Origin of the sequence: Pseudochrobactrum asaccharolyticum (assembly GCF_003314995.1) — a bacterium.
Taxonomy (GTDB): domain Bacteria; phylum Pseudomonadota; class Alphaproteobacteria; order Rhizobiales; family Rhizobiaceae; genus Pseudochrobactrum; species Pseudochrobactrum asaccharolyticum.
This window is the reverse complement of sequence record NZ_QNRH01000003.1, coordinates 513,369-526,078: the sequence shown is the minus strand read 5'-3', so window position 1 is coordinate 526,078 and position 12,710 is coordinate 513,369. Positions and strand designations below refer to the sequence as shown.

Genomic DNA, 12,710 nt, shown 5'->3' with positions numbered 1-12,710 from the left:
AGCGGCAAAGGAATTAAACGTGTCAACTACGACAAGCATTGCAGCGAGCAACGACCGGCCTGCGGACCGTTTTCTCGAATTGCGCAACATTCATAAGCGGTTTGGCGGTGTCCACGCGTTGCGTGGTGTTGACCTGACAATCGACCTTGGCGAAGCCTATCATCTGCTGGGTGAGAATGGTTGCGGCAAGAGTACAGTTATCAAGATCATGTCCGGCGCTCATGGCCCGAGCGAAGGCGAGATCATTCTTGATGGCAAAACCTATACATCTTTGAATCCGATCCAGTCTCTGGCAGCCGGTATCGAGACCGTCTATCAGGACTTGTCACTTATTCCGAACCTGACTGTTGCTGAAAACGTAGCGCTGAATGAGCAGCTTGTTGAAGGCAATGGCCGACTGTTCCGTCGTCTTAATCTGAAGAAACTGCATGAGACTGCTGAGCGCGCGCTGACTGCTGTTGGCCTGCCAAGCGATAAAGCTTTTCTGAATACGGTTGTATCCGAACTGCCGCTGGCCATGCGTCAGCTGGTGGCGATTTCGCGTGCGATTGCAACACGCGCCAAGCTCGTAATTATGGATGAGCCGACCACCTCGCTGACACGCCGTGAAGTCGACAATCTGATTGAAGTGGTTGCGCGTCTGCGTGCGGAGCGCGTTGCTGTTCTCTTTGTCACCCATAAGCTGGATGAGTGCTACCGCATCGGCGGTAATGCGGTTGTATTCCGCGACGGTCAGTGCGTGGCGCAGGGACCGATTGAAGATTATACTAAGAAGCAGCTTTCCGAACTGATGATCGGTCGTGAAATTGATGCCGAGCGCTACCGCACAGGTAAACCGGCGGCAGAGGAGCTGCTGAAACTTGATGGTCTGACGGCTTCCGGCTTTAAGAATATCGGTCTTAACCTGCGCAAGGGTGAAATTCTCGGTATTACCGGTCTTGCAGATTCTGGCCGTAACGAGCTGGCTATGGCGATCACCGGTGTTGTGCCGGCAGAGTCCGGCACGATCAGCCTTGAGGGCAAGGCAACACAGGTGAAAAGCCCTGCCGCTGCGATTGAACACGGTATCGGCTATGTGCCGGAAGATCGCCTTGCTGAAGGTCTGTTCCTCGATAAGTCGATTTTTGAAAATGAAATTGCCCTGATCTTCCGCAAGCTCTGCAACAGCCTTGGCATTGTTGATCAGAAAAAGGGCCGCACCATTGCTGCATCTCTGATGCAGGATATGCGCCTGAACACCACGAACCTCGATCTGCCGGTCGGTGCACTGTCCGGTGGTAACCAGCAGCGCGTTCTGATCGGTCGCTGGCTGAGTATCGGCCCGAAACTACTGGTGCTGCATGGCCCGACAGTTGGTGTTGATGTTGGTTCGAAAGATACAATTTACCGTGTTATTCAGGGACTGGCAAAAGCCGGTATGGGGCTAATCATCGTCAGTGATGACCTGCCGGAACTCTTGCAAAATGCTGACCGTATTCTCGTCATGAATTCCGGAAGCATTACCGCAGAGTTCGATGCGGCGCAGGCCACTGAAGACCAGCTTTATCAAGCCATGATGTCATCGCAGAAGGAAACTGCCTAATGAGCGCGCAATATCAGCAAGATACGGCTCGCACCGGATCTTTCAAGCTGGGTGAATTCATTCGCAAACACCCTGAATCGATCACGTTCTTTCTGCTCGTGGCAATCTGTACTGTTGTGTCGATTGTTAATCCGGCATTCTTGCAGGCATCAACGCTGATTGATATCGGCCGCGCCAGTGTGGTGATGGGGCTGTTTGCTCTTGGTGTCTTTATCATTCTTGCTGCAGGCGGGATTGATGTTTCCTTTACGGCTATTGCTGCCACCACGGTCTATTCGCTGACACTGCTGGTGCAGGCCTATATGCCCGAACTGCCGATTATCTTTATCATCCTGATGGCAATTGCCGGTGGTGTTTTTCTCGGTGTTCTCAATGGCTTGCTGGTGCATCATCTCAATGTTCCATCATTGATTGTAACTATCGGCACACAATATCTGTTCCGCGGCTTCCTGCTGGCTTTTGTCGGTACTGTCTGGATTATGACGCTGCCGCCGACCATGAGCGCCTTCGGTCGTCTGCCGCTGTTGCAGTTTGAATCTGCCAATGGTGCAACGATTACGCTGCCGGTATATTTTCTGGTGCTGCCTGCGGCTGCCCTTCTGACATGGTGGATTCTCAATCGTACTATGATGGGTCGCGCGATTTTCGCAATGGGTGGTAACAGTCAGATCGCCAGCCGTCTGGGCTATAATCTGCGCACCATCCATATCTTCCTGTTTGGCTATGCCGGTGGTCTGGCCGGTCTGGCCGGTATCATCCACGTCTCTGCCAACCGCCAGTCCAGCCCGTTTGATTTTGTTGGTACCGAAATTGGTGTGATTGCTGCCGTTGTTCTCGGCGGCGCGCGGATTACCGGCGGCACAGGTTCCGTTTTTGGCACGCTTCTTGGTGTGCTTCTTATTACCGTTCTTAACAGTGTTCTGGTGCTGGTTGGCATCCCAAGCACATGGCAGCGTCTTGTCGTCGGCTGCTTCATTCTGCTTGCTGCGGCCTTCTTCGTCACCCGTCAACGCAAAAAATAACCCGATACTCTCAAGAGGAAATCATGAAGAAATTCCTGAACGATCCCGTCAATTTCGTGGATGAGATGCTTGAAGGCATCTATCGGGCACATCCCGAGCTGAGCTATGTCGATAATGACAAGCGCTGCATGGTTAAAACCAATAAAAAGCCAGGTAAAGTCGGTATTGCAACCGGTGGCGGTTCTGGCCATTTGCCACTGTTCCTCGGCTATATCGGTGAAGGTATGCTTGATGGCGCAGCTGTCGGTGGTGTCTTCCAGTCGCCGAGTTCCGAACAGATGTATCAGGTCACCAAGGCGATCGATCAGGGCGCCGGCGTTCTTTACATCTACGGTAACTACAGCGGCGATATCATCAATTTTGACATGGCTGCAGAACTCGCTGACCTCGACGGTATCGCCGTTAAGCAGGTTGTCGGCAATGATGACGTGGCGTCTTCCGTTGTTGGTGAAGAACACAAGCGTCGCGGCGTTGCAGGTATTTACTTCGTCTATAAAGTTGCCGGTGCTGCTGCTGAAAAGCTGTTGTCGCTGGATGAAGTAACCCGTCTTGCTGACAAAGCCCGTCTGCGTACCCGTACCATGGGTGTTGCATTGTCGAGCTGTGTTGTGCCGGAAATCGGCCATGCAACCTTCTCCATCGGTGAAGATGAAATGGAAATCGGCATGGGTATCCATGGCGAGCCAGGTATCAGCCGTAAGAAGCTTGCCAATGCTGATGCCGTTATTGACGAGCTGATGGGCCGTATTTTCGCAGAGCAGGACTACAAGCAGGGCGACGAAGTTGCTGTTCTGGTGAATGGACTTGGCGGTACACCGCTGGAAGAGCTGTACATCATGTTCCGTCGCGTTTCGCAGCTGTTTGACGAGCGTGGCGTTAAAGTTAAGCACGTCTGGCTCGGTGAATTTGCAACATCGATGGAAATGGCCGGTGCTTCGATCTCCGTTCTGCATCTGGATGATGAGCTGGAGCCTCTGGTTGCAGCTTCCGCCAACACCCCATTCTTCAAACATATTGCCGGTTGAGGTCTGATCATGAATGTTATTACCGCATCCGATCTGATCAATCTCTTTGACAACTGGAAAGACCTGTTTGCAGAACAACGCGATTTTCTGATCGCGCTGGATGGCAAAGTGGGTGACAGCGATCTTGGCATTACCATGAGCAAAGCCTTTGCAGCAGCTGCTGAAGCTGTACATGGCGAAGGCGCAGATGCAGGTATTGCCAAGCTGCTGCGTGTGGCTGGTGCCATTATGGCGCGCGTTGCACCTTCAACAATGGGCACACTGACTGCAACCGGTTTTCTGCGTGCAAGTAAAGTTTGTGAAGGCGTGAGCGAAATTGGCACAAATGAAGTGGCTGCTTTTTGGCGTGCATATCGTGACGGTATTGCCGAGCGCGGCAAAGCCAAAGTCGGCGATAAAACACTGCTCGATGTGCTTGATCCGATTGCGGTGACACTGGAAGCACAGGCTGCTTCTGGCGCTTCCCTGAAAGATGCACTTGCAGCCGCTGCCAAAGCTGGTGAAGATGCTCTTGAAGCAACCAAGACGATGGTTGCACAGCATGGTAAAGCCGCAGCGTTTCAGGAAAAGACCATTGGTCTTCAGGATGCCGGTGCCACAGTGGGTATGCTGCTGATTACCAGCATGTCTGCTTTTGTTTCTGCAAAGAGCTGAACCTGATTTGAATAAGTAAAGAATAAAGCCCTGCATTTGAATAAATGCAGGGCTTTATTCGTATGTGACATTATACGCTCACAGCTTTCTTATTTTAAAACTTATAAGCTATACCGAGACGTACATTGTTGCTTGAAAGCTTTCTGTCGAGACTAAGATTGTCGGCACTGATGGATTTCTTGCCGTAATCATTATATCTGTATTCCGCGCGCAAAAGAATATTATCTGTTACTGCATAGTCAACGCCAGCGCCGATAGTAAAACCGACACGAGTGGTGGTACTTTCAGCGACTGGTACTGTATTCGTCGCATTGTTGAGGGAGAAACTGTCTTTTAATCTCGCAATAGAAACACCACCGGCAATATATGGAAGCCACCGTTGATAACTGACGCCAAGACGGGCGCGGATAGCACCTTCAAAGTCAGTTTTTATATTCCAGTTAAAATTGGCGTTTTGATTGCTTAATAACGTGGTATCCTTTTTCAAATTCGCAAAATTTATGTCTCCTTCCAGACCGTATATAATAGTGTCTGTAATAGCCCAATTGTAACCGGCAAAGATGCCGCCAACGAAGCCATTGGAATTGGCGCTGGCTTCATTAGGAAGGCCGGTAAATGATAATTTGTTGCGTGCAGCACTGAATCCGGCCTGAGCGCCGATATATGCGCCATTCCAGCTGAAGGTTTCTTCATAAACGGGTGCTTCCGGTGCTGCATATATGGCGTCGGCAGCTAAAGCGTAAGTTGCATTTTGCATTGCAAATATAGTTAAAAGCAATAAGATTTTATTATTCATGGAAAAGTCCTTTTTCAAATAACATCTAAATATACATTTGTTTCTATCCTCTTGATGTAGTAAAAATATCACTTTTGTATTGTTTGTATTTTGAATTTGATTATTGTTTATATAATTAATGCTGTGCGATATATTCCTGAGAATGAATGTGAAATTTTAGAGACACTATAGTTTGTGACGTGATTTTCATGAGCCTCTTATCCACAGTATGAATAAATTTGCATGTCTGCTATGCAATTTTGCATGAATGATTGAAATTCACTCAAAATCATCAAGTATTGATGCTAAAAAGGGGTTTTTAGCGGCATTATTATCGATATAGATATTATCTATCGGTTTTCAAAATTTAATTGATTTTGCATATTGCGCATTAACACCTATATGAGTGGCAGAAATCATTCTGACAGGAGTGCACAATGGCAACCGTAAACACACAGATCAAACCTTTTATCGCGCAGGCTTACCGCCAGGGTAAGTTCATCTCCGTGAGCGAAGAAGACGTATTGGGAAAATGGGCTGTATTTTTCTTCTATCCAGCTGACTTCACATTCGTCTGCCCGACTGAACTGGGTGACGTTGCTGACCATTATGACGAACTGCAGAAAATGGGCGTTGAAGTTTATTCGGTATCGACCGATACACACTTCACCCACAAAGCATGGCACGATTCATCCGACACAATCGGCAAAATTAACTACACCATGCTCGGCGATCCAAGTGGTGTTGTAACCAATAACTTCGGTGTTATGCGCGAAGGTCAGGGTCTTGCAGACCGCGCTACCTTTATCGTTGATCCGGATGGTATCATTCAGGCTATGGAAATCACTGCTGAAGGTATTGGCCGTGATGCTGCTGATCTCGTACGTAAGATCAAAGCTGCACAATATGTGCGTGCACATCCGGGTGAAGTTTGCCCTGCTAAGTGGCAGGAAGGTGAAGCAACACTTGCTCCTTCGCTCGATCTGGTTGGCAAAATCTGATTTTGCAACATAAACAGGTAGTTGTCTCCCATAGCTGCCTGATGATTTGTGGCGCGCTGTAATTCATTATAGCGCGCCGCTTATTACCGATTTTCATGCCTGCACAGTTTGAGGTGAGAATATCTCACCGCGCGGCATGTTTCGGAGCATTTGCCCCTCATGTGGTTTATGAAAATGCTCCATCTGTTTGTTTTTTCGCGTCACATGCTCCGAAGATATTCCACTCCCGGATACGCAGCAGGACAATTTTGCAAGAGGAACACAGTATGCTCGATACGAACTTGAAAACCCAGCTGAAGGGCTATCTGGAACGTCTGGTGCGGCCGGTTGAAATCATTGCTTATGCCGGTGATGACGCTAAATCGCTCGAACTGCTGCAGCTTCTTGAGCAAATCTGTGAACAGTCGGATAAAATCACCGTTAAACGCGGTGATGTCGAAGGCGCGCGCATTCCTTCTTTTGCGCTGACTTCACCGGGTGAAAATATTCATCTGACTTTTGCCGGCTTGCCGCTTGGCCACGAGTTTACATCCCTTGTGCTGGCTCTTTTGCAGGTTGGCGGTTATCCGCCAAAAGTAGAGCAGGCGCTGATCGATCAGATCCGCGGTGTGAAGGGTACATTCCGTTTCGAAACATATTATTCGCTGTCCTGTCAGAACTGCCCTGATGTGGTGCAGGCGCTCAATCTGATGGCTGTTCTTAATCCTGGTATCGAGCATGTCGCCATTGATGGCGCGCTGTTTCAGGATGAAGTTGCGGATCGACAGGTCATGTCGGTTCCGTCAATTTTCCTCAATGGTGAGGTTTTCGGTTCCGGCCGTATGGGCGCAGAAGAAATTCTGGCTAAAATTGATACCGGTGCCGCAGCACGCGCTGCCGATGCTGTAAGCGCTCAGGCGCCGTTCGATGTTCTTGTTGTTGGTGGTGGTCCTGCCGGTGCTGCTGCAGCAATTTATGCCGCTCGTAAAGGCATTCGCACTGGTATCGTCGCCGACCGTTTTGGCGGACAGGTTCTTGATACGATGTCGATCGAAAACTTCATCTCCGTCAGCCATACGGAAGGGCCAAAGCTTGCCCGCGCTATGGAAACTCATGTGCGCGACTATGATGCTGAGATTATGAGCGGCCAGCAGGCTGTAAAGCTTGAGCGTACTTCAAAAGGTTTTAAAGTGGAGCTGGCATCCGGCGCCACGCTGACCAGTACCTCGGTCATTCTGTCAACCGGTGCCCGCTGGCGCAAAATGGGTGTTCCAGGGGAAGAGCAATATATCAATAAAGGCGTAGCGTTCTGTCCGCATTGCGATGGTCCGTTGTTTAAAGGCAAGCGTATTGCGGTTATCGGGGGCGGTAACTCCGGTGTTGAAGCCGCGATTGATCTGGCAGGTCTCGTCAGCCATGTGACACTGATTGAATATGACAAAGTGTTGCGTGCTGATGAAGTGCTGCAACGCAAGCTCAAAAGCTTGCCAAACGTGACAATCCTTACATCTGCCAAGACCACTGAAGTGACCGGTGATGGTAAGCGCGTCAATGGTCTGGTTTATGAAGACCGCGTCAGTGGTGAAAAACACAATGTGGCACTTGAAGGTGTTTTTGTGCAGATCGGTCTGGTTCCGAACACTGAGTGGCTGAAAGGCACGCTGTCATTGAATGATCGCGGTGAAATTATCACCGATAATCATGGGGCAACCTCTGTGCCGGGCGTTTTTGCTGCGGGTGACTGCACGACTGCGCCTTATAAGCAGATCGTAATTGCGATGGGTGAGGGAGCGAGATCATCACTTGCGGCCTTTGACTATCTCATCCGGTTACCTGCCGAAGAACAGGCAGCCTGAGGTATAGCGCAACATGAATTTGCGCGATCTGGAATATCTTGTTGCGCTGGCTGAACAGCGCAACTTTCATCGTGCGGCTGAGCTGTGCAATGCCAGCCAGCCGACGCTTTCTGCCCAGATACGCAAGCTGGAGCAAGAGCTTGGTGTTATCCTGTTTGAGCGTTCGCCACGTGGTCTTATTCTGACCCAGGCAGGTGAAGCTGCGGTGAGCCGTGCGCGCACAGTGTTACATGAAGTGACGCAAATGCGTGATGATGCGGCAGGCCATTGCGCGGATGGTGCAAGGCGGCTGCATCTGGGTGTATTCCCGACACTGGGGCCCTATCTTCTACCTCATGTTATGCCACGTTTTATGGAGATTTTTCCGTCTTCAGAAATTCTGCTGACTGAAGAAAAAAGTACGGTTTTGTTGCAGCGTTTGATTGACGGGCAGATTGATGCGGCGTTGCTGGCTTTGCCCGTTGAAGACCCGCATATAACTGGGCGTAAATTATTCACGGAACCCTTCCGTCTGGCTGTACCAAGCGGCCATGCGCTTGCTCAGCAAGAACGCTTATCAGCTAATGCTTTGTCTGGTCAGCGTTTGATGTTGTTGGAAGAAGGGCATTGCCTGCGTGATCAGGCGCTGACTTTGTGTCATCGCTATGGTGCACGTGAATATGACGGTTTTCGCGGAACCAGCCTTGAAACATTAAGGCAAATGGTCATTGCGGGTATGGGGCTGACATTGTTGCCGCAACTGGCTTGCTATGAGGGCGGCTCCCGAAATCATATTGCCCTGCTACCACTGGAAACGGACGGTTTTCAGCGCAATATTGGTTTATATTGGCGCAAATCTAGCAATGCCAATGATCATATGAGCAAGCTCGCAGACCTGATTGCTGATGTAGCATCAGAGCTGATCGCCTCCGGAACCTGAAAATTTGTTGTTTACCAGTCAGCTCTGCGCGTTGCGCGCAGGGCTGACTGGCTGGATCATAATCAGAAATTTGCTGTCATAGAGGCATAGAATGTACGTCCCGGTCCCGGTTGTTGTGCAAGGCTGAGCGGATCGACGTAGAACCGGTCTGTCAGATTTTCTACGCGGAAACTGGCGGTATAGTTGTCATTGATTTTATATTCAGCGAACACGTCCACCAACGTGTACGGCTGCCAATTGATCATTGTGATAAACTGCGACATGCCCTGACCTGTGACATCACCGTGACCGGATGCGCGCGACGAAGTATAAGAAATGCGCCCGCCAACGGTGAGTGCATCATCCAGCAGTTTTTGAGTCAGAGTTAGATCTATGCCATATTTCGGCGGTACCTGATTAGTTGCATAGTCTGCATAAAGGGATTTATTCTCACAGGTTTCTGCTGTGCGGCAGAATTCCACGTTCAGATAATAATTGGCTGCCAGTGTTGCCGAAAAGCCGTCGAGTTCATAATTGGCCGACATTTCCAGGCCGGAAAAGCGTGCACGATCAATATTGAAAATACGCACGTTTGAAGAGTTCGGATAAAAGTGAAACTCGCGGGCAATGTAATCTTTAATATCCCAGTTGAAATATCCAAGCTTAAGCATAGCCTGATCTGTATCTGCGATCAGGTTGGTTTCAATGAAGTTAGCGCCGATTTCCCAATTATTTGCACGTTCAGCTTTGGTGTCTTCATTGACCGTCATGTTGAAGGCGGAAACCGCTTCCATAATGCTTGGTGCCCGCAGGGTGCTGGAATAATTAGCATAGAACTGTGTGCCTTCAAACGGCTCAACTGTTACCCCCAGTGACGGGCTGAAGCCGCCCTGTTTGAAACGGGCCTTGCCATAGACCATGTCAGGGTGAACCATTTTTGTGCGACTGCGATCGCGTGACCACATATGAGAATAACGCATCCCGCCATTAACTGTCAGCCAATCAACCGGTTTGTATGCTGTTTTAATATAGGCCGCGGTTTCTTCACGTGTGCCGTCACGCAGGTCAAGAAATGTGTCCCATTTTCTCGTGGCTTCTGTCGGTTTGGTATCTTCCTTTTTGTACGATACACCATAGGTCATATCAATATCGCCATAGGCAGTGCTGAACTGCGAGTGATTGCTGATATCGGCACCCCATGTCCACAGATCCGGTCCGGATTTAAAATCTTTCGGGGCGCCGCTTGCCGGCCAATCGACTGCATTGCGTTGTTTGAGTTTCGTACCCCAGAGATTGGCTTTCAGATCAATCAGGTCGTTATCGGCTGGATCCCAGCGATACTTAAATGTACCGGTATGCGCTTCCACATCAGTTGTGAGGCGTTGTTGTACGGCTTGTAGAGTAAGTGAATTCAAAGCATTGGCCTTAAAGGTGCCCGCTTTGCTTTCAAAGCCGGTATAGCCAAGCTGGATACTATGACCATCACCAAACATCACCTTGCTCTTTAGTAGCAGAGATTCTGTTTCCAGCTGTGTGTTAAGAACCTGCTCGCCTGGTCTGTAATTGGCAATACCAGTGTTCTCAATAAGGTTAGGGAACCATTGGTAATTAGACGGAACATTACAGTAAGAAAGACAAGCTATCATGCCGCCGCGATTGTTAATATCCGCAGCGGGGCCGTTTTTACCGGCATGATAATTGCCGCGCTTACGATAGGCGTAACCGGCCAGCAATTCGATATTTTCATCCTGCATTGCTGCTACAATACTGCCTGAGCCATTGGTTGGCTTGAGAAAAGCCGGGCGGTTCATTGTGCTATCGGAGGCAGAAAATTTGGAGTTGTCGACATAGTCTATGTCTGGCTGCTGAGGGAGAGGATACCCCTTGTTCACAATTTTGTAGCCAGCAACGTTTCCCTCTTCAGGCTTGCTGGAATTGGTGCCGAAGCCTCCTTTGACCCGAAGACCAAAACGGTTGCCTTCTTTAACAATATCGCCTGCTTCAAGTGTACGCATGGCCACAGTACCGGCAATGCCGCTAGATGCAGCATCGGAGCCTTTTTGGATATCAATACCGCCGAGAAAATCCGGATCGACAAAGGTGCGATTAGAAATGCCCTGATAACCCTGATAGACATTGATGGCATTTTCTGCACCGTCAATGGTGGTGGCCACACGTCCCATACCTTGCATACCACGGATATTCACATCAATGGCTCCGGCGCCATTGCGGGATTCGCCGGACATTACGCCCGGCGTACCGCGGAAAATATCTGCCGGACTGGAGCCGCGAAAACGCTCAATAGTCTGTTCCGAAATATAGGATGTTGGCGCTGCTGTATGGTAAGGAGCCTCGGCTGCTGCAACAGAGCCGCCATTGCTAATGGTGATTGTGTCAAGAAGGATGCTGCCCTCGGGCGCGCTCGTCGCGCGAGCATTATTGGCCGGATCGCTGATTGTGAGCGTGCTGCCCTGTATCGAATAGTTTAGTCCAGAACCGTTCAGGAGCTGACCAAGTGCTTGTTCTCTGGTCAGGCTGCCTTGCACAGCAGGGCTGCGTTTGCCGGATATCATATTGGATCGCAGCAGCAATTTTAAGCCGGCGCGATCAGCAAAAGCGGTTAAAGCCGAACCCAGATTCTGAGAACGAATATTAAAACTGATTGTTTGTGGTGCAGTCGTCTGTGCATGGGCACTGCTATCAAAGCCTGCTTGTAGAATGGCAATGAATGCGACAGAGGTCAGAAGACCGGCTTTCTTGGTCTGCTGAGATGAAGAGAGACGCTTCGCTTTTGTTGTGCCCTGCATAGAGTTTACCGCCTTGTCATTTATTATTTCCGGTATCCGCAAAGACAGATTTTCCGGCCTTATAATTTAAAGACGAAACGGGGCATGTGATCTTGCACAGCAAAAATGAAAAAACTTGATATTTTTTATCATAAATTATTTAAAGCAGCGTTCGGACGTAAAATTGTGACAAAAGGCAGGCGTATTACACTGACAGGAAGTGTGGTTTCGATTGCTTGCAGAATTTCTTCCGGCTGCGAGAGATCGAAGACGCCGGTCACTTGCAAAGCATATAATTGCTTGCTGGTGAGAATGATATTTCCCGACCGATAACGTTCAAGTTCCGCAACCACATCGCCAAGCGGTTTAGCGTTGAAAATTAATTTACCTCTGCGCCACGCAGTTTCGATGTTGGAATCTATGTATTCAGGGGCGGAGACAGAACCTGTCTTTGCATATTGAACACGGGAATTTTCCTGCACGATCACCATGTTGTTCGTATTTTGTGGCTGAGCTCGAGCAGGTGTTACGCCGACTGTTCCTTCAATGACAGTAACAACAACTTGTTCTGGTTTAATGTCGATATCAAAGATCGTGCCTAAAGCGCGGGTTCGGCCATTTTGTGCTTCGACTATAAATGGTCTTGTATGATCTTTGGCGACGGTAAAGAGGGCTTGTCCTTCATACAAAGTCAGCCGCCGCTCTGTCTCTGTCATATGAACAGAAAGTGCGCTGCCGGCATTGAGGGTGACAGCAGAGCCGTCTGTCAGGGTAATTGTGCGTTGCTCGCCAATACCGGTGGTATAATCGGCATAGAGGCGTGGCCCAATGAGGCCTGTTTGATGCAGAGCCGCCCCGCCAACGACAAAAGCGCCTAGACCCAAAACTGTGCGCCTTGTCATATGGCGACGCTTTTCTGAACTGCGCAGGTTTTTACCGGCCGTACCTATGCCCAGCCATAGAGCTTCGGCTTCTTGCGCGGCCATTTCATGTTGCGGGCTTTGGCGGCGCCAATGGATAAATTGCGCGTGATCCTGTTCCGTTGCACGACCCGAACTTAAATACACGATGCGGTCGATCGCTTCGTCGCTCAGGCTGATGTCGGCGAAAGTTTTTTGCTTCATCATACGGA

At 49.7% G+C, this 12,710-nt stretch carries 10 protein-coding genes; 7 read left to right on the top strand and 3 right to left on the bottom strand.

Features of this window, described 5'->3' with window-relative positions:
- The first annotated feature begins 19 nt into the window (after window positions 1–19).
- From DFR47_RS10750 to DFR47_RS10735, 4 genes are read left to right on the top strand one after another with little or no spacing between them, the layout of a single operon-like run.
- A complete protein-coding gene (locus DFR47_RS10750; RefSeq protein WP_113944399.1) occupies window positions 20–1,582 on the top strand; it encodes a sugar ABC transporter ATP-binding protein in 1,563 nt (520 codons plus the stop codon).
- The gene (locus tag DFR47_RS10745; protein ID WP_113944398.1) at window positions 1,582–2,604 is read left to right on the top strand and encodes an ABC transporter permease; all 1,023 of its coding nucleotides are present in this window, start codon (window positions 1,582–1,584) and stop codon (window positions 2,602–2,604) included. The genes DFR47_RS10750 and DFR47_RS10745 overlap by 1 nt, the downstream gene beginning before the upstream one ends.
- 23 nt (window positions 2,605–2,627) lie before the next feature.
- Window positions 2,628–3,629: a dihydroxyacetone kinase subunit DhaK gene (locus tag DFR47_RS10740; RefSeq protein ID WP_113944397.1), complete on the top strand. Its 1,002-nt coding sequence runs from the start codon at window positions 2,628–2,630 to the stop codon at window positions 3,627–3,629.
- 9 nt (window positions 3,630–3,638) lie between these two features.
- On the top strand, window positions 3,639–4,283 hold the full coding sequence (locus DFR47_RS10735) for a dihydroxyacetone kinase family protein (RefSeq protein ID WP_113944396.1): 645 nt from the start codon (window positions 3,639–3,641) through the stop codon (window positions 4,281–4,283).
- Window positions 4,284–4,377: 94 nt separating this feature from the next.
- Here the strand turns inward: DFR47_RS10735 and DFR47_RS10730 are convergent, their stop codons facing one another.
- A complete protein-coding gene (locus tag DFR47_RS10730; RefSeq protein WP_113944395.1) occupies window positions 4,378–5,079 on the bottom strand; it encodes an outer membrane protein in 702 nt (233 codons plus the stop codon).
- Window positions 5,080–5,495: 416 nt separating this feature from the next.
- Here DFR47_RS10730 and ahpC point away from each other — a divergent pair, with 416 nt between their 5' ends.
- The 3 genes from ahpC to DFR47_RS10715 all read left to right on the top strand — a co-directional run bounded on the left by ahpC (window position 5,496) and on the right by DFR47_RS10715 (window position 8,813).
- On the top strand, window positions 5,496–6,059 hold the full coding sequence (gene ahpC, locus DFR47_RS10725; RefSeq protein ID WP_113944394.1) for an alkyl hydroperoxide reductase subunit C: 564 nt from the start codon (window positions 5,496–5,498) through the stop codon (window positions 6,057–6,059).
- A gap of 266 nt (window positions 6,060–6,325) precedes the next feature.
- A complete protein-coding gene (ahpF, locus tag DFR47_RS10720; protein WP_113944393.1) occupies window positions 6,326–7,894 on the top strand; it encodes an alkyl hydroperoxide reductase subunit F in 1,569 nt (522 codons plus the stop codon).
- A 13-nt stretch (window positions 7,895–7,907) separates the two neighbouring features.
- On the top strand, window positions 7,908–8,813 hold the full coding sequence (locus DFR47_RS10715) for a LysR substrate-binding domain-containing protein (protein WP_113944392.1): 906 nt from the start codon (window positions 7,908–7,910) through the stop codon (window positions 8,811–8,813).
- A gap of 62 nt (window positions 8,814–8,875) precedes the next feature.
- Here DFR47_RS10715 and DFR47_RS10710 read toward each other — a convergent pair whose 3' ends face one another.
- Both DFR47_RS10710 and DFR47_RS10705 read right to left on the bottom strand, forming a co-directional pair.
- A complete protein-coding gene (locus tag DFR47_RS10710; protein ID WP_113944391.1) occupies window positions 8,876–11,599 on the bottom strand; it encodes a TonB-dependent receptor domain-containing protein in 2,724 nt (907 codons plus the stop codon).
- Between the two features lie 128 nt (window positions 11,600–11,727).
- Window positions 11,728–12,705, bottom strand: a complete 978-nt coding sequence (locus tag DFR47_RS10705) for a FecR family protein (RefSeq protein WP_113944390.1) — start codon at window positions 12,703–12,705, stop codon at window positions 11,728–11,730.
- Between the last annotated feature and the right edge of the window lie 5 nt (window positions 12,706–12,710).